The sequence below is a fragment of the Methylobacter tundripaludum genome (assembly GCF_002934365.1).
Taxonomy (GTDB): domain Bacteria; phylum Pseudomonadota; class Gammaproteobacteria; order Methylococcales; family Methylomonadaceae; genus Methylobacter_A; species Methylobacter_A tundripaludum_A.
The window spans coordinates 176,156-201,105 of sequence record NZ_PTIY01000006.1 but is presented as its reverse complement, the minus strand read 5'-3'; the positions used below and the strand labels follow the sequence as shown (position 1 = coordinate 201,105).

23 protein-coding genes are annotated in these 24,950 nt (G+C 49.5%); 11 read left to right on the top strand and 12 right to left on the bottom strand.

Annotated features, from left to right (window positions below):
• Positions 1 to 63 precede the first annotated feature (63 nt).
• From B0F88_RS09520 to B0F88_RS09510, 3 genes are all read right to left on the bottom strand, one after another.
• Positions 64 to 792, bottom strand: a complete 729-nt coding sequence (locus tag B0F88_RS09520) for an ABC transporter ATP-binding protein (protein ID WP_104423702.1) — start codon at positions 790 to 792, stop codon at positions 64 to 66.
• The gene (locus B0F88_RS09515; RefSeq protein WP_258076617.1) at positions 789 to 1,481 is read right to left on the bottom strand and encodes an ABC transporter permease; all 693 of its coding nucleotides are present in this window, start codon (positions 1,479 to 1,481) and stop codon (positions 789 to 791) included. Before B0F88_RS09515 ends, B0F88_RS09520 begins: the two co-directional genes overlap by 4 nt.
• Positions 1,482 to 1,597: 116 nt before the next feature.
• On the bottom strand, positions 1,598 to 2,557 hold the full coding sequence (locus B0F88_RS09510) for an ABC transporter substrate-binding protein (RefSeq protein ID WP_104423700.1): 960 nt from the start codon (positions 2,555 to 2,557) through the stop codon (positions 1,598 to 1,600).
• Between the two features lie 314 nt (positions 2,558 to 2,871).
• Between B0F88_RS09510 and B0F88_RS09505 the strand changes: the two genes are divergently transcribed.
• Positions 2,872 to 3,354 (top strand): C40 family peptidase, encoded by a 483-nt coding sequence (locus B0F88_RS09505; RefSeq protein WP_104423699.1) that lies wholly within the window; start codon positions 2,872 to 2,874, stop codon positions 3,352 to 3,354.
• Positions 3,355 to 3,522: 168 nt separating this feature from the next.
• Here B0F88_RS09505 and B0F88_RS09500 read toward each other — a convergent pair whose 3' ends face one another.
• From B0F88_RS09500 to B0F88_RS09480, 5 genes are read right to left on the bottom strand one after another with little or no spacing between them, the layout of a single operon-like run.
• Positions 3,523 to 3,720 carry a formate dehydrogenase subunit delta gene (locus tag B0F88_RS09500; protein WP_308472013.1) on the bottom strand — a complete coding sequence of 66 codons (198 nt, stop codon included), beginning with the start codon at positions 3,718 to 3,720 and terminating at the stop codon, positions 3,523 to 3,525.
• A gap of 29 nt (positions 3,721 to 3,749) precedes the next feature.
• The gene (gene fdhD, locus B0F88_RS09495) at positions 3,750 to 4,601 is read right to left on the bottom strand and encodes a formate dehydrogenase accessory sulfurtransferase FdhD (RefSeq protein WP_104423697.1); all 852 of its coding nucleotides are present in this window, start codon (positions 4,599 to 4,601) and stop codon (positions 3,750 to 3,752) included.
• Entirely contained in the window at positions 4,594 to 7,443 is a 2,850-nt protein-coding gene (gene fdhF / locus B0F88_RS09490; protein ID WP_104423696.1) for a formate dehydrogenase subunit alpha, read from the bottom strand. Before fdhF ends, fdhD begins: the two co-directional genes overlap by 8 nt.
• A 21-nt stretch (positions 7,444 to 7,464) precedes the next feature.
• Complete coding sequence (locus B0F88_RS09485) at positions 7,465 to 9,018, bottom strand: formate dehydrogenase beta subunit (RefSeq protein ID WP_104423695.1); 1,554 nt, start codon at positions 9,016 to 9,018, stop codon at positions 7,465 to 7,467.
• Positions 9,015 to 9,491: a formate dehydrogenase subunit gamma gene (locus tag B0F88_RS09480; protein WP_104423748.1), complete on the bottom strand. Its 477-nt coding sequence runs from the start codon at positions 9,489 to 9,491 to the stop codon at positions 9,015 to 9,017. Before B0F88_RS09480 ends, B0F88_RS09485 begins: the two co-directional genes overlap by 4 nt.
• Positions 9,492 to 9,841: 350 nt before the next feature.
• Between B0F88_RS09480 and B0F88_RS09475 the strand changes: the two genes are divergently transcribed.
• Entirely contained in the window at positions 9,842 to 10,189 is a 348-nt protein-coding gene (locus tag B0F88_RS09475) for a phenylpyruvate tautomerase MIF-related protein (protein ID WP_104423694.1), read from the top strand.
• Between the two features lie 61 nt (positions 10,190 to 10,250).
• Here B0F88_RS09475 and B0F88_RS09470 read toward each other — a convergent pair whose 3' ends face one another.
• Positions 10,251 to 10,649: a hypothetical protein gene (locus B0F88_RS09470; protein WP_104423693.1), complete on the bottom strand. Its 399-nt coding sequence runs from the start codon at positions 10,647 to 10,649 to the stop codon at positions 10,251 to 10,253.
• A 133-nt stretch (positions 10,650 to 10,782) separates the two neighbouring features.
• Between B0F88_RS09470 and mobA the strand changes: the two genes are divergently transcribed.
• The 3 genes from mobA to B0F88_RS09455 all read left to right on the top strand — a co-directional run bounded on the left by mobA (position 10,783) and on the right by B0F88_RS09455 (position 14,122).
• Entirely contained in the window at positions 10,783 to 11,382 is a 600-nt protein-coding gene (mobA, locus tag B0F88_RS09465) for a molybdenum cofactor guanylyltransferase MobA (RefSeq protein WP_104423692.1), read from the top strand.
• 687 nt (positions 11,383 to 12,069) lie between these two features.
• Positions 12,070 to 13,284 carry an argininosuccinate synthase gene (locus tag B0F88_RS09460; RefSeq protein WP_104423691.1) on the top strand — a complete coding sequence of 405 codons (1,215 nt, stop codon included), beginning with the start codon at positions 12,070 to 12,072 and terminating at the stop codon, positions 13,282 to 13,284.
• A gap of 226 nt (positions 13,285 to 13,510) precedes the next feature.
• On the top strand, positions 13,511 to 14,122 hold the full coding sequence (locus B0F88_RS09455; protein WP_104423690.1) for a hypothetical protein: 612 nt from the start codon (positions 13,511 to 13,513) through the stop codon (positions 14,120 to 14,122).
• Positions 14,123 to 14,217: 95 nt separating this feature from the next.
• On the opposite strand, the gene B0F88_RS09450 is transcribed toward B0F88_RS09455, so the two are convergent.
• Together B0F88_RS09450 and cysG are read right to left on the bottom strand one after the other, a co-directional pair.
• The gene (locus B0F88_RS09450; RefSeq protein WP_104423689.1) at positions 14,218 to 14,556 is read right to left on the bottom strand and encodes a c-type cytochrome; all 339 of its coding nucleotides are present in this window, start codon (positions 14,554 to 14,556) and stop codon (positions 14,218 to 14,220) included.
• Positions 14,557 to 14,722: 166 nt separating this feature from the next.
• Positions 14,723 to 16,108 (bottom strand): siroheme synthase CysG, encoded by a 1,386-nt coding sequence (cysG, locus tag B0F88_RS09445; RefSeq protein WP_104423688.1) that lies wholly within the window; start codon positions 16,106 to 16,108, stop codon positions 14,723 to 14,725.
• Between the two features lie 76 nt (positions 16,109 to 16,184).
• Between cysG and B0F88_RS09440 the strand changes: the two genes are divergently transcribed.
• A complete protein-coding gene (locus B0F88_RS09440) occupies positions 16,185 to 16,415 on the top strand; it encodes a sulfurtransferase TusA family protein (RefSeq protein ID WP_104423687.1) in 231 nt (76 codons plus the stop codon).
• 90 nt (positions 16,416 to 16,505) lie between these two features.
• Here the strand turns inward: B0F88_RS09440 and B0F88_RS09435 are convergent, their stop codons facing one another.
• On the bottom strand, positions 16,506 to 17,030 hold the full coding sequence (locus B0F88_RS09435) for a DNA-deoxyinosine glycosylase (RefSeq protein WP_104423686.1): 525 nt from the start codon (positions 17,028 to 17,030) through the stop codon (positions 16,506 to 16,508).
• A 193-nt stretch (positions 17,031 to 17,223) separates the two neighbouring features.
• Here B0F88_RS09435 and B0F88_RS09430 point away from each other — a divergent pair, with 193 nt between their 5' ends.
• The 5 genes from B0F88_RS09430 to B0F88_RS09410 all read left to right on the top strand — a co-directional run bounded on the left by B0F88_RS09430 (position 17,224) and on the right by B0F88_RS09410 (position 24,940).
• Positions 17,224 to 20,073 carry a response regulator gene (locus B0F88_RS09430; protein WP_181049870.1) on the top strand — a complete coding sequence of 950 codons (2,850 nt, stop codon included), beginning with the start codon at positions 17,224 to 17,226 and terminating at the stop codon, positions 20,071 to 20,073.
• A gap of 300 nt (positions 20,074 to 20,373) precedes the next feature.
• Positions 20,374 to 22,509, top strand: a complete 2,136-nt coding sequence (locus B0F88_RS09425) for a flagellin N-terminal helical domain-containing protein (RefSeq protein ID WP_104423684.1) — start codon at positions 20,374 to 20,376, stop codon at positions 22,507 to 22,509.
• Positions 22,510 to 23,098: 589 nt separating this feature from the next.
• Entirely contained in the window at positions 23,099 to 23,581 is a 483-nt protein-coding gene (locus B0F88_RS09420; RefSeq protein WP_104423683.1) for an SRPBCC family protein, read from the top strand.
• A 43-nt stretch (positions 23,582 to 23,624) separates the two neighbouring features.
• Positions 23,625 to 24,080, top strand: a complete 456-nt coding sequence (locus B0F88_RS09415; RefSeq protein WP_104423747.1) for a PAS domain-containing protein — start codon at positions 23,625 to 23,627, stop codon at positions 24,078 to 24,080.
• A gap of 29 nt (positions 24,081 to 24,109) precedes the next feature.
• Positions 24,110 to 24,940, top strand: a complete 831-nt coding sequence (locus B0F88_RS09410; RefSeq protein WP_104423682.1) for a sterol desaturase family protein — start codon at positions 24,110 to 24,112, stop codon at positions 24,938 to 24,940.
• Positions 24,941 to 24,950 lie beyond the last annotated feature (10 nt).

Below are 24,950 nucleotides of genomic sequence, written 5' to 3'. Positions count from 1 at the left end.
TGACGGTCAAGAGTATCGGATATTTTGAACGATGCCGCAACTGTTTTTCGATTCGGGAAACGGTCACAAAAGTTGTTTTATTTCAGGATGATGTTGCAGCAACTGTTGCCTGAATGCTTCAATTGCCAGCTCATTGTTCCTCTCGTTTCGGGGGATAGGCACGATGATTTCACTGATGGCCCGCATCGGCGTTGCCGATAAAAATACCAGCCGGTCAGCCAACGCAACGGCCTCGCGCAGATCATGGGTGACAAATAAAACCGTGTGCGGGCGTTGTTGCCACAGTTTCAGCAGCAGTTCCCTGACGTGCCTTGCGGTCGGCGCATCCAGCGACACAAACGGCTCATCCATCAGCAACACGTCGGGATCGACAGCGAACGCGCGGATGATTGCGACCCTGCGGCTCATGCCCAATGACAATCGTTCAGGATAAACTTGTTGCGCTTGGGTCAGTTGCATGGCCCCAAGCAAGGCGTCAATGACTTCGGGAGGCTGCGGCCGATCCAGCGCCAGCTCAATATTTTCCCTGACCGTCCGCCAGGGCAGCAGGCGCGGATTCTGGAAAACGTAGCCGATCTTGGGATGCGTGTGTCGCCGTCCGACGAGGATTTCGCCATCGTAATCATTATCCAGACCGGCAATAATATTCAGCAGCGTGGTTTTGCCGCAGCCGGACGGGCCGACCAGACAAATAAATTCATTCGAGTTCAGCGACAGCTCAAGGTTGGCGATGCTTGGCTTCGTCGCTGTCGGATAGGTTTTGTTGTTGATATTGATTTGGATGTCGGTCATCTGCGCCACCGTAGCGCTTTTTTGTCCAGCGGTTTTAAAACCAGCAGCTCTATCAGCTGAATCACGGCAACAAAAGCGATCGTATAAGCCAGAATACTTGCGACATCAAACAGTTGAAAGAACAGATGCAACTGGTAGCCCATGCCGTTGCTGCGGCCTAATAACTCGACCACCAGAATAATTTTCCAGATCAAGGCCAGACCCGACCGGGTGGCTCCCATCACAAACGGATGCAGTTGCGGCCAGATCACATGAACCAACGTTTTGCGCTTGCCGAAACGGTAACAGCGCGCCATATCCAGCAAATCCTGATCCAGCGCGCGCGTGCCTTCCCGGATCGTGACAATCACATTGGGCAGCTTGTTGATCACCACGGCGAGGATCGCCGCCGATTCAACCAGGCCGAACCAGACATAGCACAGGATAATGGTGACCAGCGCCGGAACATTCAGGAAAATCACCAGCCAGTTGTCAAAGAACGCATCGAGCTTTTTATTGCGTCCCAGCACGATGCCGATCGCGCAACCCAGCAGCATCGCAATGGTAAAACTGACCACCAGCCGGAGCAAGGTCACGCCCAGATGAAAAGGGAGTTGCCCCGATACGCAGCCTTGCCAGAAAACGTTGGCGACGGTTTCGGGAGACGGCAAGGTGTTGCTGTTTAAATAAGCGGCAAAACCTTGCCACATTGCCAAGAAAGCCAGTAATGACAAGGCGGGTAAAAAAATCTTAAGATTGATCAAGTTGCAATTATTGGGCAGTTAGAAAAATAGCATACAGATGCCAAAGGCGGCAGTTGAATAGTTTATTCAGCCGACCAGAATGTTCCGGGTTGCAGGGTATCGGAATGGCCTGTTAACTGTTTATTGCTTAAGGTGTGGAGCATCGTATAAATGCGCCCCGCCGCTTGTTGTTGTTCTTGTCCCCAGTGCTCAATGTTGCCCTCACAATAACGCTGACGAAGTTTGGTTTGGGTGGGTAAGTCATCCGCCTTGGTTAACGGGATTATTTTTTGCCAGGCGGCATCGGAGATGCACAGCTGGTTTTTAGCTTGCTTGCCGGCCTTGAAGAAACTGTTAATCGCTTGTTTGCGGCTCATTGCCCAACTTTCTTTGAAAACATAGCCGAGGCTGGGAACATTCTCTTGAATGCCTAAACCTTTTAAGATGTCTCTGCCGTCAATTATCTGGCGATAGCCTTGAGCCTCAAGCTTGGCCGCAAAATGCCAGTAGGTGAGGGCGGCATCGACGCGGTTTTGCTTGATTTGCTCGCTGATCAGCGGCGGCGCGCCGAAGACTTTTTCCACTGAAGCATTCAGGTCCAGCTGTTCTTGTTTGGCCAAGGCTTGTAGCAACAGCCAGTTTTTGTCCAGCTCGCCTCCGGCAATCCCCAATCGTTTGCCGTTGAGATCTTTTATGGAATGGATAGGGCTGTTTTCGGCTACAACCAAGGCGCCCGAGGTATCCGAATAGGGATAAAAAGTAAAATCGGAGCCGGTGGCGCGCAGGCTGGAAACCCAAATCCAGTCAGACACAATCATATCGACAGCGCCGGATTGCAGCGCGATTTTGCCGGCTTCAGCATTGGCGACGCGCTGTATTTCCAGTTGAAAGTCAGCCTGTGGATTATCCTGTATAGCCGCAACCTCCCAATCGACCGTTCCGGAAGCCTGAACGCCAAGGCGAATGACTGTTTTTTCCGCCGCATAACTGCCGGATGAGGCAAGCAGGCATAGACTGATAAAGAACAAGGCATTAAATTTCATGAAAGCTGTCTCTATGGCTAAAGTGAAAGATGACTATTCTATCGTATGCAGCGCTTGGTGCGGGGATGTTTGTGCTGTTATGAGTCTTGGCGATTCAACAAAAAGATGATGTCGGCGGCTCGGCCGCGTAGCCATTTGGCGGGTAATGGTCTATCTTTAGTGGCAGTAGATTTCATGTCAGCCGGTATTGACTGCAAAAAATGCGGGAGATACCGGGGATATATATGAATTTTTCCTTTGTTGTCAAAACTCCAAAATGAAGATTGCTGTTTTTATATGGAGTTTTTACTCAGTCTCGAACGGGTTATGAATTTGTGAACGCATTCGCCACTACCAACTATCACTGTTTTTTTACCCGAGGTGTTTTACTGATCGCGGCGGTTTTATTTTCCGGCTGTGCCAGCACTCCAGAAACCAAACCTACTGCGGATTATTCACCGATGGTCAGTTATGCGCTGAGCTTGCAGGGTACGCCTTACCATTACGGTAAGAGTTCACCTTCGGAGGGTTTCGATTGCAGCGGATTTGTTAAGCATGTCTACGAGCATCAGGGCATATCGTTGCCGCGCACGGTTCAGGGAATGGCCCAGTCGCTGAATCAGGTTCCGAAAGAGGATCTTCATTCCGGCGATCTGGTCTTCTTTAATACCGACGGCAAGCCGTTTTCCCATGTCGGCATTTATGTCAATAACGATAATTTTATTCATGCACCCAGTCAGCGCACCGGGAAAGTGCTGGTATCCAGCCTTAAAAACCGTTATTGGGAAGAGCGGTTTATTTGCGCACGCCGTCCATAGCTGTCGGGGATATGGGGCTGTAATAGGCCGGCAACGACGCGGCTACCAATAAGCCCTAAACTGTTTTCTCGTTTGTTTGGATCATGCCCCTATTCATTTTGAAGTTCAAAATAAACCGTTTTTTAGAAATTTGTAATTTCCGATGACTTTTCAAACAGCGGCTTAGAATTACTTTGTTCCTGTTTGCAGGTGATTTGCCGCGTCGCGCGCCAATGCGCTTAATTCTGAGCCATCGGCTTGTGCATATTCCAGCAAAGCCTTCCGCATGCGGGGTTCCCAGTTCCGTAAGATGTGATTCTTAACGCCTTCAACCGCAACTTGATGATCGGGTTCGGCGGCAAAGAAATTGCTAATGTCATTAGCCATTCTAATAAGTCTTTCGATGTGCATAGTTTTTAATGTGTTAAACGTTGTGGATGGGTATAAATAACATGTTTGTCGTGGCGGGCAAAACCAACCAACGTCACTCCGGCTTGTTCGGCAAGACGAATCGCTAATCCGGTCGGCGCGGAAATGGCCACTAATAAGCCTATGCCCAGAAAGGCGGTTTTTTGTACCATTTCATAACTGGCGCGGCTGGTTACGATAATGAAACCGGCGTTGACATCCCGACCGGTGCGGCATAACAAGCCCAGCAGTTTGTCCAGTGCGTTATGGCGGCCTACATCTTCGCGTAAATCGACAATGCCGCGTTCCGGTTCAACCCAAGCGGCGGCATGAATCGCGCCGGTTAATTGATTTAAGGATTGTTTATGCTGCAAATCGCCTAAAGCGGCAGTTAATTGTGCGGCGCTGACGCTAACGGTGCTGTGTACAGGTGCAGGCTGGCGAATCGCCTGTTTCAAGGTGCTTGCGCCGCATAAACCGCAACCGGTGCGTCCGGTCAAGTTGCGCCCTTTATCGGATAAACACTGAAACCGCTCCGGCGGAATTTTGATGCTGACCTCAATACCGTTGGCGCGCTGATAAACCCGCGCCGATAAAAATTCTTTAGGATTTTGGATAATGCCCTCGGTCATGCTAAACCCTAAGGCAAAATCTTCCAAATTGGTCGGGGTGGCTAGCATCACCACATGAGAAATGCCGTTATAAACCAGCACAACCGGCACTTCTTCCGCGACATAATCCTGTTCCTGGCTATGTTGGCTTCCCTGCCAACGCTGCACCAGCCTTTGCTGATAATTTGCCCAACCTAATTCCGCTACGAAGTCCAAACCTAAGTCTGGACTCGCTTCAGCATTAGGCATGCTGTTGTCCTGATTCCAGCAATTCCAATTGTTGCTCGGTGAAATCGCGATAGCTTTTTTGCCATTCCGACGGTTGATGCACTTTAGTAATTTGCACCGCTGTGACTTTATATTCGGGGCAGTTAGTCGCCCAGTCCGAATTGTCAGTGGTAATTACGTTGGCGCCGGATTCCGGGAAATGGAACGTCGTATAAACTACGCCGGGTTGCACGCGGTCAGTTACCGAGGCGCGCAATACCGTTTCACCGGCACGGCTTTTGATGCCGACCCAATCGCCGGTCACAATGCCGCGATCTTCGGCATCATGTGAATGAATTTCCAGACGATCTTCAGAATGCCAAGCCACGTTGTCAGTGCGGCGGGTTTGTGCGCCGACGTTGTATTGCGACAAAATCCGTCCGGTGGTCAAAATCAGCGGGAACATCGGCGTGACTTTCTCGATAGTCGGCACATATTCGGTCAACATGAACAAGCCTTTGCCGTTATCGCGCAAGAAATGATCGGTGTGCATAACCGGCGTGCCTTCCGGCGCTTCCTCATTGCAAGGCCATTGGATACTGCCCAGCTCGTCAATTTTTTCGTAACTGACGCCATTGAAACTCGGGGTTAAACGCGCAATTTCATCCATGATTTCCGACGGATGGCTGTAATTCATCGGATAGCCCAATGCATTGGACAACAATTGCGTCACTTCCCAATCCGCATAACCCGCTAAAGGCCGCATCACTTGCCTTACCGGAGAAATACGCCGTTCCGCATTGGTAAACGTACCGGTTTTTTCCAGGAAACTTGCTCCGGGTAAAAACACATGGGCAAATTTTGCGGTTTCATTCAGGAAAATATCCTGAACGATCACGCATTCCATCGCCCGCAGTGCGGCATGAACATGCTTGATGTCCGGGTCGGATTGGGCAATGTCCTCGCCTTCACAATACAGCCCCATAAAGCTGCCGTCCAGCGCGGCTTCGAACATATTGGGAATGCGCAAGCCCGGATTGGTGCTTAACTCCGTTTGCCAGGCTTCGGAAAATAAGGCATGGGTTGCAGGGTCGGAAACATGGCGATAGCCTGGGAGTTCATGCGGGAACGAGCCCATATCGCACGAGCCTTGGACGTTATTTTGTCCGCGCAATGGATTGACGCCCACTCCTTCGCGTCCCAAGTTTCCGGTCGCCATCGCTAAGTTGGCGATACCGATAACGGTGGTTGAGCCTTGGCTGTGCTCGGTGACGCCCAAACCATAGTGGAATGCGCTATTATCAGCGGTGGCGTATAAACGCGCGGCGGCCCTGATTTCTGCGGCCGGCACACCGGTAATCGATTCGGTTGCCTCGGGCGCATGACGCGCATCGGCGATAAAAGTCCGCCATTTATTGAATGCGGCAACGTCGCAACGTGCGTTGACAAATGCTTCATCCACTAAGTTTTCAGTGACGATGACATGCGCCAATGCATTGACCAACGCAACGTTGGTGCCGGGGCGCAATTTCAAATGGTAGTCGGCTTTGACGTGCGGGGTTTTGACTAAATCAATCTCGCGCGGATCAATGACAATCAGTTTTGCGCCTTGACGCAGGCGTTTTTTCATCATCGAACCAAATACTGGATGGCCGTCCGTTGGATTGACTCCCATGACCACAATCACATCCGCTTTCATGATCGAGTCGAAATCCTGTGTTCCTGACGATTCGCCAAAGGTTTGTTTCAGTCCGTAACCCGTTGGCGAATGGCAAACCCGGGCGCAAGTGTCCACGTTGTTGTTGCCGAAACCGGCGCGGATCAATTTTTGCACTAAATAAGTTTCCTCGTTAGTGCAGCGCGACGAGGTCAGCCCGCCGATAGAGTCTTTGCCGTACTTGGCTTGAATGCGTTTTAATTCGGACGCTGCGTAAGCAATGGCTTCTTCCCAGCTGACTTCTTTCCAGGCATCGTTAATGCTGGCGCGGATCATCGGCTTGGTGATGCGGTCTTTGTGCGTGGCATAACCGAACGCAAAGCGCCCTTTCACGCAGGAGTGGCCGTGATTGGCCTTGCCGTCTTTGGCGGGTACCATGCGGATGACCTGCTCGCCTTTCATTTCCGCCCTGAATGAACAGCCGACGCCACAATAGGCGCAGGTTGTCACGATCGCATGTTCAGGTTGGCCGTTGTCGATCACGGTTTTTTCCATCAGCGTCGCGGTCGGGCAGGCTTGGACGCACGCGCCGCAGGAGACGCATTCCGAATCCATAAAGGCTTCATTTTGTCCCGGCGAAACCTTGGAATCGAAGCCGCGGCCGTCGATGGTTAACGCAAACGTGCCTTGGGTTTCTTCGCAAGCCCTGACGCAGCGCGAGCAAACGATACATTTGCTGGGATCGAAGCTGAAGTAGGGGTTGCTTTGATCTTTTACGGCGTTCAGGTGTGTTTCAACCGGGTTGTAACGCACTTCGCGCAGGCCAACGGCGCCCGCCATGTCTTGCAGTTCGCAATCGCCATTGGCTGAGCAGGTCAAGCAGTCCAGCGGGTGATCGGAGATATACAGTTCCATGATGCCGCGACGCACATCGGCCAGTTTTTTATTCTGGGTGACAACTTTCAAGCCTTCCGAAACCGGCGTCGTGCATGAAGCAGGCATGCCGCGGCCGCCTTCTATTTGTACCACGCAAAGCCGGCACGAACCGAACGGCTCTATGCTGTCGGTTGCGCATAATTTGGGGATTTCAATGCCGATGCTTGCCGCCGCACGCATAACCGACGTCCCTACCGGCGCCGTTACCTGAAAACCATCAATTTCCAGCGTAACCATGTTGTCGCTGGCGCGGGCCGGTGTACCAAAATCTTTTTCTTTATTGATCGACATTGTAATCTCCTCTAATCATTATCAGGCGGCTGTAGCTTTGGCATTTATCCCGAAATCTTCGGGGAAATGATTTAAAGCGCTCAGTACGGGGTAGGGCGTCATACCGCCTAATGCACAGAGGGAGCCGTTGAGTAAGGTGTCGCAAAGATCACGTAACAAAGGGATGTTTTTGTCGAGGTTGCGACCGTTAATAATGTCGTCCATGACTTCTACGCCACGGGTCGAGCCGATGCGGCAAGGCGTGCATTTGCCGCAGGATTCGATTTTGCAAAATTCCATACTGTAGCGAGCCATTTCGGCCATATTGACCGTGTCATCGAAAACGACAATGCCGCCATGTCCCAGTACCGTCCAGTTCGCGGCAAAGGCTTCGTAATCCAACGGCGTGTCGAATTGCGCTTCGGGCAGATAAGCGCCGAGCGGGCCGCCTACCTGGACGGCTTTAATCGGCCTGCCGGAAGCCGAGCCGCCGCCGAAATCATAAAGTAATTCGCGCAAGGTTAAACCAAAGCCCAGTTCGACCAGGCCGGGGCGCTTGATGTTGCCTGCCAATTGTATCGGCAAGGTGCCGCGCGAACGTCCCATGCCGAAATCGCGGTAATAATCGCCGCCTTTGTCCAGGATAACCGGCACTGAAGCCAGCGATATAACGTTGTTGACGATGGTCGGTTGGCCGAACAGGCCGCTGATGGCGGGCAAGGGCGGTTTAAAACGTACCAGACCGCGTTTGCCTTCAAGGCTTTCCATTAATGAGGTTTCTTCGCCACAGACATAAGCGCCTGCTCCTTGCCGTACTTCCAGGTTAAAGGTCTTGCCGCTGCCTTGGATGTTTTCGCCCAGGTAACCTTCCTTGTAAGCCGTTGCAATCGCGGCATTGAGTATCTCGAAAGCGTGAGGATATTCTATGCGCAGATAAATGTAGCCTTGGCTAGCGTCGACTGCTAAACCCGCAATCGTCATGCCTTCGATTAACACGAAAGGATCGCCTTCCATGACCATGCGGTCGGAAAATGTGCCGGAGTCGCCTTCATCGGCATTGCAGATAATGTATTTTTGCAGCGATGCGGTGTTCAGCACCGTATTCCATTTAATACCGGTTGGAAATGCAGCGCCGCCGCGGCCGCGTAAACCTGAATCGGTTACTGCTTTGACGATGTCCGCCTGAGTCATGGCTAATGCATTTTTTAAACCGCGATAACCGTCATTTGCAACATAGTCAGTCAAGCTGATGGGATCGGTTTTACCGATGCGGGCAAAGGTCAAGCGTTGCTGTTTCTTGAAGTAATCCAGCTCTTCGGTCAGGCCTAAATTTAGCGCGTGCGCGCCGCCTTGTGTGAAGTTAGCATCGAACAAGCCGGACACGTCTCCGGGCTGAACAGGGCCGTAGGCCACGCGGCCTTTGTCGGTCGCCACTTCAACCAGCGGCTCCAGCCAATACATGCCTCTTGAGCCGTTGCGGATCAGTTTAATATCGATGCCGCGTTTTGCGGCTTCTTCAGCGATGGCGATAGCAACGCGGTCTGCGCCCATTGATGCGGCGCTGGAATCGCACGGAACGTAAATAGTGATGCTCATGCCGATGCCTCTATATTGTTGATGGCAGCATCAAAGCTGTCAGCTGTCACACGGCCGTATATGTCCTTGCCGATTTGCATGGCCGGTGAACAGGCGCAATTGCCTAAACAGTACACAGGTTCCAGGGAGAATTTACCGTCTGCGGTCGTTTCATGAAAATCGATGCCCAGTTTGCTTTTAGCATGCTCCTCCAGTTGTCTTCCGCCCATCGCTTGACAGGATTCCGCGCGGCAAAGATAAATGGTTTGTTTACCCGGCGGCGTGTCTCTGAAATAGTGGTAGAAGCTGATGACGCCGTGTACTTCGGCGCGGGAAAGGTTAAGCGCTGCTGCGATGTCCGGGACGCTTTCAGCCGGGACATAGCCCAAAGCATTTTGTACGCCATGTAGAATAGGTAAAAGTGCGCCGGGCTTGTCTTTGAGTGTGGCGATTATTTCTTGCACGATTGATTGCATGGTGCCTGATTCTGTCATGATCATCTCAATATGGCGATCCATCCTGGTTAAAACAACGGCTATCCCTGACTGTTGCGTATTTAAGTGTGCCGGGTAGCATAGCACAAGATATTTTGGCTGTAAAAATGCTATAAATCAGATAAATAATGTAAGTGTTTTAAAGAGTATTGGTTATGTCCCTATTTATAATAGATATTTTTTAAATGCAGCGATTCAAAATGATTTGTCTATTATCAGGCAACAGACTGTTCATGCATATGCTTATATTGGCAAGATAGCGCGTTCAAAATTGGGCTACCTTTCTGTTTCATAAAACAGTTTTTAGCCTATTATTAGCCCCGGCCATTTAGAAAGTAAGAGAGGATTTTATGCCCTATTTAAAACTAACAACCAATATTGCAATCGATAAAAAACAGTCTCCAGAACTCATGAGCCAATTTTCGCAACTGCTGGCAAAAGAAACCGGCAAGCCGGAGCGTTATGTTATGGTTGAGCTAAGCGGTGGCAAAGACATGCTGTTTGGGGGCAGTAATGAACCGCTGGCTTATGTCGAATGTAAGAGTATCGGTCTAAGCGCCCAGCAGGCGCAGTCGCTTTCGGCGGCTATCAGCCAATTGTTGGCAAGCCGCTTACAGCTTCCAGCGGAGCGTGTTTATATTGAGTTCAGCAATTGTCCTGCTAACTTATGGGGCTGGAATGGATCTACCTTTGGATGAGTAAGCCAGAGCGCCGCTCTATGCATTAACTTAAGGGGTAAAAAATGAAAAAGCGGCTTTCCTATTTCACAAAACAGCTTTTCTCGGCATATTGTTCCGCATCTTTGAGCCGTTTTCTCAAGTCCTTGGATTGAGCCGGATCGCGCAGCGCCGCCGCGGCATCGCCTGTTTGGCCTTTGGTTAAATAAGTAAAGGTTTTCGCGGCCTCGAATTCAGCGAAATTCAGTTTTTCGGCAATTTTGTCGATCTTGCAGCCGCAGGCGTATTGGGTGATGTAGGTCAGGCCGCCGTGTTGAGCAACGCAGTTCAAAACATACTCAACGCGGTCGCGGGTAGGGTAGTCGTTGACAAACGGCGCGGGCTCGGCTTGTTCAACGGGTTTTTCCGGTTCCGTGGCGCAGCCTGAAATAACGGCAATTAAAGCAAGGCTGAAAATAGATGATAGGTATTTAATTTTCATTGATGATCTTTTATTCCCATAAGTCAGTTAAAGTGAAAAAGTATGTGTAGCTTGCAATAAACAGCAGGCTTGCGAGAATAGTCTGTCGGTTGAACAAGTTGACCATTATCTACGGTATTCAAAGCTTACCATTATGAACAGTCAAACAAAAGTAGCGGGCGTGATTCTTGCGGGCGGCCGTGCGCGGCGCATGGATAATCGGGACAAAGGCCTGGTGGATTTTAAAGGCCGGCCGATGGTCAGTTATGCGATAGCCGCGCTGGCCCCTGTTGTGGACGCTGTTTTCATCAGTGCCAACCGGAATATCGACCAATACCGTCAGTTCGGATGGCCGGTTATCAGCGACCAAACCGACAGTTTTGACGGCCCCTTGGCCGGCGTATTAAGCGCAATGATGCATGCCGATGCCGATGTTTTGCTGGTCATGCCTTGCGATTCGCCGTTAATTAAAACCGAACATTTACGAAAGTTGTTATTAGTCCGTGCGGAAAGCAATGCCGATGTCGCGGTCGCTTTTGACGGCATAAGGCTGCATCCGGTTTTTTTAGCGATAAAAACTACATTGCAAACCAGTTTGCAAGATTACTTGGCCAATGGTCAACGTAAGGTCGCGGTTTGGCTGGCTCAGCAAAGTTTGGTGCGGGTGGATTTCAGTGGAGAGCCGGAAATATTCAATAACATTAATTCCATGGACGAATTATCCATGCTGGAGGAAGCTAAGTATTTCAGTTAGAATCGAACGCAGTTATCTAAGGTAAGCAGGCGCTAAAACATCGGCCCGCCCGCACCAAATCCAAGAAGCTGTTTAAAAACCTAACAAATGCCGCGTAAAAGGCGGTGTGCCTCGATAATTTTGATAAATACCTCAGTCGTCGGTTAGGCGTTCATAATCCTTGGAAAGGCCCAAGCCAGGCAAAAGAGCGCTCAACCACTCATCGGCGAGGTAACGCGACAAATTTACCTCGCATGGCGTCAGTCCGTTTAACAATCGTAAGGTTCCAGTTGAACATGTTTTTTGCCCATTCGACTAAAACGCCGCTATAACCGCCATTGCTCATCGGTTAAATTCGTGCCAACCCTCCTAGGCCAGAAATATTGCAGATTAGCTGATCATTGAGGTTTTTAAGCGGCTTCTTAGGTTTTGAGGTTTTGGCCGGAAGGCTTGGAGACGGGCGAACAATTGGCGTTCTTACAGGGTAAGGCCTGCAAGGCTATCTAAAAAGTAAGCCGGTGACGACAGAGGTGTTTGTCGAACTGCTGCGGGCGCAATAGCTTGAAAGTCCGTACTTTATTAATAAGCAGACAGTTATTATTGATCCCGGTATCCGCTAACACTGATGACTTCCGGCGTGTACGTTGCTGTCGGAATTTGTATTTTCCGGTATAATTTCCAACATTTTCAATTCAGGGTATAGGCGCTATGTCGGAAATCAATAAAGTTGTATTGGCTTATTCAGGCGGTTTGGATACTTCCGTTATTCTTAAGTGGTTACAGGATGTTTATGATTGTGAAGTTGTCACCTTTACGGCCGATTTGGGGCAGGGCGAAGAAGTCGAACCTGCGCGAGCCAAAGCCCAGGCAATGGGCATTAAGGATATTTACATCGAAGACTTGCGCGAGGATTTTGCGCGTGATTATGTGTTCCCGATGTTCCGCGCCAATACGATTTACGAAGGCGAATATTTGCTGGGTACTTCGATTGCGCGTCCTTTAATCGCCAAGCGTCTGATCGACATCGCCAATGAAACCGGCGCGGACGCCATTTCCCACGGCGCAACCGGCAAAGGTAACGATCAGGTGCGCTTTGAGCTGGGCGCCTACGCATTGCGTCCCGATATAAAGATTATTGCACCCTGGCGGGAATGGGACTTAACTTCCCGTCAAACCTTGCTGGATTATGCCGAGAAACACAAGATTCCGGTGGAAATGAAGAAAGGCAAAACCTCGCCTTACTCAATGGATGCCAATTTACTGCATATTTCTTATGAAGGCCGGGTTCTGGAAGATCCTTGGGCGGAACCTGAGGAAGATATGTGGCGCTGGACGGTTTCCCCCGAATCCGCACACGATCAAGCAACTTACATTGAATTGACTTACCGTCAGGGCGATATTGTCGCCATTGACGACGTGCCTTGCTCTCCCGCGACAGTGATGGAGCAATTAAACAAGGTGGCTGGCGCTAACGGTATCGGCCGATTGGATATCGTGGAAAACCGCTATGTCGGCATGAAGTCCCGCGGCTGTTATGAAACACCGGCCGGCACGGTGATGCTCAAGGCGCATCGGGCGATTGAATCGTTAACGCTGGACAGGGAAGTGGCGCATTTAAAGGATGAGCTGATGCCGCGCTATGCTTCTTTAGTCTATAACGGCTACTGGTGGAGTCCCGAGCGCAAGATGATGCAAACCATGATCGATGCATCCCAGGCGAATGTTAACGGCAAAGTCAGGCTCAAGCTTTATAAAGGCAATGTGATCGTCGTCGGACGCGCTTCCGATACAGACAGCCTGTTTGACGAAAGCATCGCAACATTTGAAGATGATGCCGGCGCGTATAATCAAAAAGATGCCGAGGGTTTTATCAAGTTAAATGCGCTGAGAATGAGAATAGCCGCCGCCAAGCGATTAAAGTAATGCTATAGGCAGCATAGGGTTAGAAACTTTATGCTGCCTTATCAAACCTGTCTTGCCGGATTTATATGCGGCATACACTTAAATAATATGCAGGACTTGAGCATTAAACTTGTATAATCGCGAGTTAGGTAGCACTACTACCGACATGGTTTGTTATGAAAAATAATAATTGTTCGGTCAGGATGGTTGGTCGCCGTAGGTTCCTGGTTCGAGGGGAAGTTAATTAATGAGCGATACAGATAAGACAAATTCAGTCGTGGAGGCGTTGCACGGCAACGCTCCGGCCGTTCTGCAAATAATACCTTCGCATCACGCATTAATGAAAGTTAACAGATTGTTGCTGACGATAATCTGTTCCTTGATGGTTGTCATTTTGATAGCCGGTTTTTTATTGTTCCCAAGCCAGAGTTTTATTAATAGCTATAGAAACGCCACTGCCACCGAGACTTATGCGGCTGAGATGAATCCGGTGGTATCTGCGGAAGTTAACGCACTGAAAGGTCAGCTTGTCGGTCTGGTCAGCGGTTCAATCGAAAGTAAATTAAACGCATTGGAAGAAAGTCTCCGGGTGGGATCCGTTTCCAGTTCGATAGGTACGATAGAAGACTTGAAAAACGATCTTAAAGTGCTCCGCACTTATTCAGAGCCCGCTAAGAAAGCAAATACGGCTATTTCTAATGAACAGTTAATGCAGGAAATGTCCCAATTAAAACGCCTGATCTATGTGACGCTTGCTTCTTGCGGGTTGATGCTGGCGGCAGTTGCGGGCATCTGGATTAAAAATCGTAACCGATTGCCTTATAAAGAAGTCAAAACAAGTTATTTGGGTAAGGATTAGTTTCCTGGTCGCGCGTGTAACAATACCGTTTTTTGAATAAAAAAAGCCGCCCCGATCTCTGACTGGGGCGGCTTTTTTGTGTTCGCCGATCCAGGTTAGTTGCCGCCCAGATATTTGTACAAAGCGTCAACAGCTTGATCTTCGCCGTATCCGGCTTTAACAACGGCTGGGTTTTTCATGATTTCAGCGATAGCTTTCGGCATGCCGCCTTTACCTTCTTTCAGAACGTTTTCGAATTTTGCTCTGTCCAGTTGGCCGCCTTTAATTAAAGTAGTTAACTGTGGGTTTGAAGCGATGTCGTGGCAAGTGCCGCAACCGCGACCGAAAGCGCGCTCATAAATTTTCTTGCCGATGTCGCTGGCTTCGTCGGCAAATACTTGTCCACTTAAAGTGATTAAAGCGATGCCTGCCAATGTAGCTAATGATTTTTTCATAATGACCTCTCTTGGTAGTAAAAAGAACTGTTATTTTTGAAGAAAAAACAGTCCGATTAAAAGTTAAACCCGTAAAGGATAGGGAATTTAGCCGGAAAATTCAATTGTTTTGTTTATTTTTCCGAGTAATAGTATCAGCAGCGCTTATGAATGACAGCTTAACCGTTTAGCCGGCCTGAAACCAGCTTAGTTTGTCATGCAGCGTTACGACCGTGCCGATAATAATCAGAGTGGGCGGCTTGATGTCCTGACCGGCAATCTTGCCCGGCAATGTTTCCAAGGTGCCGGTAATCACCCGCTGGTTGGATGTAGTGCCTTGTTGCACAATGGCGACAGGTAAATCTTTGGAACTTCCGTGTTCAATCAGGGACTGGCAGATTTTTTCCAGGCCGACCAAGCCCATATAGATGACGATGGTTTGATTGGGCGCCGCAAGTTGCGTCCAGTTTAAGTTGATGGAATTATTCTTTAGGTGTCCGGTGACGAAAGTGCAGGATTGCGCATGGTCCCGATGGGTTAGCGGGATGCCGGCGTAGGTTGCACATCCGGAAGCCGCAGTGATGCCCGGGACTACCTGAAAATTAATGCCTTGCTGCATCAAGGTTTCAATTTCTTCACCGCCGCGGCCGAATATGAACGGGTCGCCGCCTTTTAAGCGTACCACCCGCTTTCCCGCTTTAGCCAGATCAGCCAACAGGGTATTGATGGATTCCTGCGGCAGTGCATGATATTGGCGCTGTTTGCCGACATAAATCTTTTCTGCATCCCGGCGCGCCAAATCGAGAATTTCCGGCGAAACCAGCCGGTCGTAAACGACCACATCGGCCTGCTGCATCAATCGCAGTGCGCGGAAAGTCAACAAGTCCGGTGCGCCGGGGCCTGCGCCAATCAGGTAGACTTCGCCGAGGGTAGTGTCTTGTTCTTGCTTAAGCAGGGTTTGCTCCAATTGCTGTTCGGCTTCCTGTTCTTTGCCGGAGAAGATCAGTTCGGCGACAGAACCCTGCAATACGTTTTCCCAGAAAATCCGGCGTTGTGCCGGCCGCTTGATATGCTGCTTGACCTGGTCCCTGAACTTATCTGCCAGACCGGCCAGGCGGCCGTAGGCGGGAGGAATCACCGTTTCTATTTTAGCCCTCAGCAAGCGGGCCAATACGGGTGTAGCGCCGCCGGAGGATACCGCTGCAATAATCGGCGAGCGGTCGATAATGGCCGGAAATATGAAGCTGCAAAGCTCGGGGTTATCGACTACATTAACCGGGATGTTTTGTTCCGCCGCCGTTTCGGCAACCAGGCGATTGGTTTCTCCGTTATCCGTCGCGGATACCACCAGCCTGAAGTTGCCAAGATCGGCGGGAGAAAAGGATTGTTGCAGCAGCGTCAAGTTATGAGACGCCTGCAAGCTCGATACCGTAGGACTTATCTCCCTGGCGATGACCGTGATTTTTGCACCGGCTCGCGCCAATAATTCAATTTTTCGGGCGGCGATTTCGCCTGCGCCGACAACCAGGCAAGCCTGGTCTTTAAGTTTTAAAAATATCGGGAAATAATCCATTGTGTGTGATGATTCGTGGATTTAAAAGAGGATGGTATTATAAGCGCACCGAACTTAGTTGAGAAAACTTAAAACCATGATCGAATTTAATCTGGAACTAGATGCCAGCGGATTGAACTGTCCATTGCCCTTGTTGCGTCTGAAAAAAGCCTTGATGAGCATGTCCAGCGGCGAAGTAGTCAAAGTGATCGCAACCGATCCAGCCGCACATCTGGATTTTGGCGTTTATTCCGACCAGACCGGGCATCAAATTATTCTTTTGATAAAAGAATCCGATAAACAGGTTTTTTATTTCAAAAAGAAATAGCGTAGGCCGGCAACGCCAGTTTTAGCTGCCGCTTCGGCAAGGCTCTCCTGAGCGAGGTCGAAGGACTCAGGACAGGCCACTTCGACGAGCTCAGGACAGGCTTATTTCGGCAGGGCTCAACGCTGCCCGCCATGCCTGAAGTTTTTGTTCATAGGACAGAGAGGCGTGCGCCGGGCTGGTCGATGGAAGACGCATATAGCTGAGCGGAACGTTGCTGATGGTAGGCAAAACATACTGCCGGTACGCTGACTCCGCCTTTGCTCCGTTGAAAAAGACCGCACGGATCCGGTTATGCGCAGCAAAGAAGCTCTGAAAGTTATTCGCCGTGATGGAGCTGTTATCAATGCTTGCATCCAAACTGCCGATTCGTGTACAAGATTTCAGTACATCCCATAGCGCGATGCGGGCCGTCTTCAGTTCGTGTAGCCGGGCCTCATACGAACAGCCGGGATCAAACTCAAGCAATTCGGCCATGATTTTCCAGAAAGCATTGCGGCGGTTTGCATAATATTGGCCTGCCGCCAAAGACTCCTGTCCCGGCATGCTGCCCAAAATCAATATCTCTGCGTTGCAATCTGCAACCGGTTCGAAACAGAATAAAAGTGGTTTTGTCATGATCCTTTACGAATGGATAACACCGTTTTTAACAGAATAACCGAAACGGTGTAATTAATCAGGCTGCTGTTAAAGTTAGATTTATAATGCCGAGAGCAGTAAAGGCAAGTAAGCAAAATAAATTTCCCCAAAAACACTTTTGAGTTTAAACAAGATGGTTAAACGAAGTATTTTTAGAAAACTTCTCGTTACGATGGTTGGGTTGATTATCGCTTTGTTGACGATGTTGACCTTTGTTCAGATCGAGTTTCAAAAAGATGTGTTTGAAAAGGAATTGGAAAAGCGCATTGTACTGATGAAAGGCAGGTTAATCGATAGAGGGCGGATTCTGTCCGATAATCTATCGGGTCAAGTCGAGAACGGCATCGCATCCGTAAACCTTTCGCTGGTTGCCGATCAGTTAAGAAACGCGGTGCGGGAAAATAAGGCGCTTCATTACATCATATTGATGCAATCCTCCGGGAGAGCCTATATCCATACGCTAAAGCCGCAATTGGAAATGGACGTTTTATCCGAAAAAGAGGATGTGTTTGCGGCAGGCCAAATAACCGCAACGGTTAATGAGTATGTCAGCAACGGTAAGTCCTTTATGGAATTTATCATGCCGATTCGAGTGAGTGCAAAGCCTTGGGGGGTGCTCCGGCTGGGCTTTTCTTTGGAGTTGCTTAATCAGGAGATTGTTAATTCCAGAGAGGAGAGCACCCGTCAAATCCGCGCAATGATAACGAGGCTATTAATAACCACAGCTATTTTTATCCTGATTGGCGCGTGTGTCGTATTGTTTGTATCTGAGCGATTGTCCCGGCCTCTGATGCACTTAACCCGGTTGGCGGATGAATTAGCGCAAGGTAATTTTTCGGTCGGGGACCATGTTAAAAAAATCCGTCAGGATGGGGAAATTGGCGCGCTAACGTTAGCGTTTGCGCAAATGGCCAGGAACTTGAAAATTTCTTACGATAAGCTTGAAGACTACAGCCGGACCTTAGAGCAAAAAGTAATAAACCGCACATCCGAATTGGCCGAAGCGCGAGACCAGGCGGTTGCCGCCAATAAAAGCAAGTCGGAATTTCTTTCGGTGATGAGTCACGAGATTCGAACCCCGATGAATGCGATCATCGGTATGACCCGGTTAGCGTTACAGACCGATCTGACTGCAAAACAGCGGGATTATCTGACTAAAGTTCAGGTTTCTTCGCGCGGATTGCTCGGGATTATTAACGATATTTTGGATTTTTCCAAAATCGAAGCCGGGAAACTGGAGCTGGAAGCTATTGCGTTTAATTTGCATGACGTGCTGAGTGATCTTTCCAGTTTAATGACGGACAAGGTGGAAGAAAAAGGCCTGCAGATGCATTTTATTACCGGAGGCGACGTGCCTTTGGATTTGGTGGGCGATCCGCTAAGACTGGGCCAGATATTGCTTAATTTAGTCAATAATGCGGTAAAGTTTTCCAATTACGGCGAGATCGTTGTTGAAATTGCGTTAGCGGAAGGCGGTGAACAACTGAAAAAACCGGATCAAATTATGCTGGAGTTTTTTGTTAAAGATACCGGCATAGGCCTGACGGAAGAACAAATAGGCGGATTATTTCAGTCCTTTAACCAGGCCGATAAATCGACCACCCGTAAATACGGCGGAACAGGCTTAGGCTTGGCGATTTGCAAGCGGATGGTGGAGATGATGAACGGCGCCATCAATGTAAGCAGTGAAATAGGGATGGGCAGCACGTTTACGTTTACCGCCGTCTTTGGGCAACTCCAGGAGGCGGATCAAAAACGAGCGGCATCGCGCGATGCTTTTCGCGGCGTAAAGGCATTGGTGGTGGATGGCGACGAGGCGTCAAGGAATGTCTTGTGTCTGTATTTGGAAACCTTTTTCTTTCAAGTGACCCAGGCCGAGACAGCCGAGCAGGCTATTCAACTGTTGGAAAACGCCTCTGCTGAAGACCCTTATCAGCTGGTGTTAATGGATTGGGATCTACCTGGAATGGATGGTATTTCGCTGACGCATCATATTAAAAGTAACCTTAACATTCCCCGCATTCCCCACATTATCATGATTGCCGCGCATGGCGCGGAAGACATTGAGCAGCGATCAACCGAATTTAATCCAGACGGTTTTCTGATCAAACCGGTGCATCCGTCTGCGCTGTTCAATGCGGTTGTCGATGCGTTTGATCAAAATCCTGTTTCGCAAGACCGCTGCGCCGGGGCGGGAAACGAAATTCCTGATGGGATTAAAGGCGCAAAGTTACTGCTGGTAGAAGACAATCATATTAATCAGCAGGTGGCGAAAGAAACGCTGGAGCAGGAAGGTTTCGATGTCACCATTGCGGCGGACGGCCATGACGCCGTACAAAAAATACGGGAAAACCATTTTGACGCCGTATTGATGGATCTGCAAATGCCGGTTATGGACGGCTATGAGGCAACCCGAATCATCCGTTCCGAAGCGCAGTTTGACGATTTGCCGATTATTGCGATGACGGCTCATGCCGTCAGCGACGCTCGAGAGAGGTGTCTGCATGTAGGGATGGACGGGTATGTGACCAAGCCTATAGATGTTGATGAATTACTGGCAAGCCTGATCGATGTTATCAAACCGGAATTAAGGGCAACGCAGGGTTCCTGTTTGGCGAAGGCGGCCGAACAAAACGTGGCGTTACTGCCGGACTGTTTACCCGGTATCGATATGCTGCAAGGATTAAAAAATGTTGTGGGCAATGAAAGACTGTTCCGTGACTTGTTATTGAAATTCTATCAGAGCTATAGCGATGCCGAGATTCGGTTAGATGCTTTGTTGCAGGCAGGCGATGTCGATTCGGCTTTGAGCATGCTTCACGCCATGAAAGGCGTGGCGGCCAATCTTGCGATGCCGGAATTGAAAACCGGCGTAGAAATGTTGGAACAAACGCTTAAGAAGCCAGCGCAATATGAACCTGAAATATTAGCCGGCTTTGCGGATGCGCAAAACAGGGTGCTCGAATCGATTGCACGGCTACGCGAGGTTAGCGGTCAGGAAATAGAGGCAGGGACGGCATGACTTGATTAGATGGAAGCGGTTTATTCGGTAGCGCCAAGAAAATGACAAAATGCCGTGAAGCAAGCCGCACAAATGTCAGGCTTAAAGTAACCTTATGTAAAATTATAAAAATAAATAATTGGTATTATTTGTGCTTAAAAAGTGGAAGCAGATAAGCGTATTAAAATCATTATGATACAGTCTCGATTTTATAGCTCTGTGTTCTGAATCTACCGGTAATCATTAATGGTTATTAAAGTTTCTTAAAGCTGCGCCGATAAGAACTTAAGATTGTATTAACTTCTACTTGAGAGAAGCACCATGGCCCAATATATTAATACCAATATGGGTGCGCTGACTGCGCAACGTAATTTAAATAAATCGCAAGCCGCCGGTATGCAGGCGATGCAGCGCTTGTCCTCCGGCCTGCGTATCAACAGCGCGAAAGATGACTCGGCCGGTCTGTCGATTGTCGAACGTATGTCGGCGCAGATCAAAGGCCTCAATCAGGCCGTGCGTAACGCCAACGACGGTATCTCCATCGCCCAGGTGGCTGAAGGTGGTTTGGGCGAAATGAGCACCATCCTGCAACGGATGCGTGAGTTGGCCGTACAGTCCGCCAACGATTCCAACAGCGACACCGACCGTTCGTCTATCCAAAACGAAGTCAAATCGCTTTACGATGAAATCGACCGGATTTCCGCCACCACCGATTTCAACGGCGTCAAGCTGTTTTCCGGAGCCGGCGCAAATCAAAGCCGCAACATTCAGGTCGGCGCCTACGCAGGCCAAGGCATTTCCTTCACCATCGGCCAGACCGACACCAAAACATTGGCGCTGAACAGTTCCGTGGCGGCCGGGCAGACCTACTCAGGACGGGTTGGAAATACGATAGCGGCGACTGGGGTTGGCCAGATGACTCTTAACGGCGTATCTGTGGGAGGCGTAGCTGGAGGCTCAAATTCCACCAACATAGCGGGTATGGAAACGGCGATTAACAACACGTCCTCAACATCAGGCGTGACCGCGGATGCCTTTAACAAGGTCACCGGCACCCGCGCCTCAGTGGACGCCGCCCACGCGGTTACCGGCTTAGTCATCACTGTGGACTCGGCTGCCGGCACCCTCGGTACTTCTGTTACCATAGACACCGCCGTTTCTCTGTCGCAATTGGCGGATAATATCAACCGGCAGGTCGGCGGTGTCGACGCGACCATCGGCAAGGACGGCAACCTGATATTGAGCAACCAGAACGGCGCGGCAATAGCGATTAGCGGCGTCACCGCCAACACCGGTTTGTCGGCGGGAACCTATACTGGCTTTCTTGGATTGACCAGCGGCAACGGCGCGGATATAAAAATCGGCACTTTGGCTACCTACGATCCGAGTGCGCTCACTGCGTTTGGATTAAATATGGGGACTGGCAACGGCAGTGTGACCGGGGATGGACAAATCACGGCCTCTTTCGCTACGGCAGCGGCAGCCACGGCAGATCTCAATAGCGTCGTCACCACCGGCGCCGGCGTTTACGACCCGGCAACGACCTCGACCGATGTGGTAAAAATCAACGGCGTACAGGTTGGGGCCACCGCAACCGGCAGCGCCGCGGATAAAGCCGCCGCGATCAACGCGATCGGCAGCCAAACCAACGTCACCGCGACAGCCTCAACCTCAGCCTATGTCACAGTAGCCGGATCGACCTTGGGGGCAACTAACAAGTTTTCCATTAACGGCACGGTCGTTTCGCTTGCGGCAACCGATGTGTCTTTAGCGGATGTGGTAACCAAAATCAATGCCGCGGGCATCGCAGGCGTCAAGGCCTCCGCAGATGCCGTTACCGGCAAGTTGCTGCTGAAATCGGATTCAGGCGTCGATATTATCGTTGCCGACGATAACGGCGCAGGCGCAACGGGTGGCGGTGTTTTCACCGCAGTCTCCGAAAGCGCTACCGGCGCACTAACCACCACCATTGCCTCCGCCCAGTTTGTCGGCATACGCGGACATATTGACTTAGCCTCGTCCAACGGCGGTTCAATCAGGATCGATGGGAACGGCCTTCCCGATGACCTTGGGCTTCTTATCCCGGCAGGCGGCACCGGTTTGAAGAAGTTTGGCTTAGTTGCCCAAAACAACGACGATGTCGTGGTCGGCGGCGGACTGGATGTCAGTACCGCGTCGGGCGCTACTGCGGCAATCAAGGCGATTGACGCGGCGATCAACACAGTTGTCGCCAAACGTGCCTCTATGGGGGCGATACAAAACCGTTTCACTTCGGTGATTTCAAATTTGCAGGTTTCGTCTGAGAATATGACTGCGTCCCGCAGCCGTATTCAAGACACTGACTTTGCATCGGAAACGGCGGAATTAAGCCGCACCCAGATCCTGCAACAGGCAGGCACCGCGATGCTGGCTCAGGCAAACCAATCCAGCCAAGGCGTGATGGCTCTGTTACGCTAATCAAGTTCACAGGCTGGTTTTAGTCATGTTTAGCGCTACTAAAACCAGCCTGTTTCGCAGGTGAATGCCCGCAACAAATACAATCACTTTTCTGCCGAGTTGTTAGTGCGGTAGTTCTCCAATATTACCGGCATTACATCAGGGTAATGTTCGGGAAACGCAATGGCGATTTACACCCCGATTCCTCCTATGTTTTCAGCATGCCGGTAATGGCCCGGCATAAACGGCGGTTGACTGATTGGCTCAAAAATCACATGAGCGCCATCAGCAACGCGAGAAACTTGGCTCCACAGTAGAAGGTTTATCGAGCGGATTTTCGTGCCGCATCGGCCGTTTTCCAATCGAAGTTCCACCTCGAATAGTTCATATTTAAACCGTATTGAAATGCTATAGCGCAAGATGAAATACGATTCGCCGCTTCCCGGTTCGCTTAAACTCAGCCTGCTCGTCCATGAGGCGTTTGACTTGGCATGAGAAAAACGATGAATCTAAATGGGTTCAGAGTTTGTAATTAATATTTATGCTGGTACATTAAAGAAGAACAGCAATGTAGTTGAGTGTTGCGCTCAATAAGGAATGGGTTTTTACAATGCAGATTAAGTTTCCGTTTGATTTATCCAAGCCGGTTGTCGGTGAAGCGAGCATTGAGATTAATAAACCGGTTCACGATGTTTTTTCTTATATTGGCGAATATTTTTTTGATAACTACCCTAAATGGTCGGTAGAAGTTGTTGAATTTGAGCCCTTGGACGGTAAAGAGGTTTTTATCGGCGCCAAGGCGAAACAAGTTCGTAAAGACAACGGCGCGGAAGTCGAATCGGTTTTTGAAATTACAGATTATCAGCCCTCTATAAAACTTATTTTTAAAGGCCTGACCGAGCCCTATCAGCACAGTTATCTATTGGAAAGCAGCGAACACAAACAACCCACGCGCCTGACTTTTCGTTTTGAGTTATTGGAGCTCGAAGTTTTTATGCGTCCGTTTGAAAAACTGATACGTTCGGCCATTGAAGAGGGGGCTGAAAACACGGTTGAAAACATCAAAAACTTAATCGCCGTTGAAGGCGGCTAACGTCTGGCCGATTCGTGATTTATATAAACATGGGAGTTTAATGATGCCTTTTATTGTTGAAAAAGACAGCGGTCTCATTCCGCAAGTGCTTTCCGCTATTTTAGATGAGTGTGTTAACGGTGTGACTTTAGCCGACCCGGATTTGGATGACGCTCCGATTGTTTACGCTAATAAGGCCTTTGAGCGATTAACCGGTTATAGTCAGGCAGAAATTATCGGCCACAATTGCCGTTTCCTCCAAGGTGACGACAGGGACCAGGAAGCACGCCGCCAAATAGCCGAAGCGATGAAAAATCATGAGGCAATCGAGGTAACCTTACGCAATTATAAAAAAGACGGTACTTTGTTCCATAACCGGTTGAAAATAACGCCTTTATTCGACAGAAAACAACGGGTTATTTATTATCTCGGCGTGCAGTACGATATAACCGAGCAGATTAACGCCAATAATGAAATTAAAGAATTGAACGATTTACTAAAAGCCATGCCGAGCAAATAGCCCCGTTACTTAGAGAGAAGGGTAAGTTTATGAATCAGACAACAAGCGCCAATAATGGCGGCGACTTACTTTTTAATGAGGCGTTATTCGGTCTTGCGATATTGGCTTTTCTGTTGTTGCTGGTCATGGAGAAAGTTAAGCCTTATCGTGATTTTCCTCAAAAAATCAACAAGGAATCGTTTGTTACCAATACTACGGCGTTTTTGGTCAATAACCTGATTTTGACGGTATTAAGGGCATCGTCATTATTTCTTGTCGCGCAGCAATTTGCCGCTTATGGATTATTGGGCGGCTTGGAAAATGGTCCGGTCAAATGGGTATTGGCCTTTGTGTTTTTTGATTTGGCAATTTATCTGTGGCATGTGGCGAGCCACAAAAACGAGTTTTTGTGGCGGTTTCATAAAATACATCACAGCGATAAAAGTTTTAATGTCTCCACCGGCTTTCGCTTCCACGTTTTCGATTTATTGCTGGAAATCGTTTATAAGTCGATATTCGTCGTGGTCATCGGCGTGAACGCTTATCTGGTGCTTTCGATCGAGATTATCGAGCTGTTTTTCATTTTTTTTCATCACGCCAACCTTCGCGTTCCCAATGAAGAGGCGATCTCTCAAGTCATTATTACGCCGTCGCTACACCGCGCCCATCATTCCACGTTACGCAAAGAGCACGACAGTAACTATGGCATTGTATTGTCCATCTGGGATCGAATGTTTGGAACGCGAAAAGAACTGGTACCTGAAAATATAGGTTTGGACCTCATTGAAGCTGAAAATTTTATACAGTTGTTTTCGCTGGCGTTTATTACCGAGCTTAAAGTTCGGCAACTTTTGGGTTGGATTCCTAAAGGTAAAAAATAACCTGTTTCGG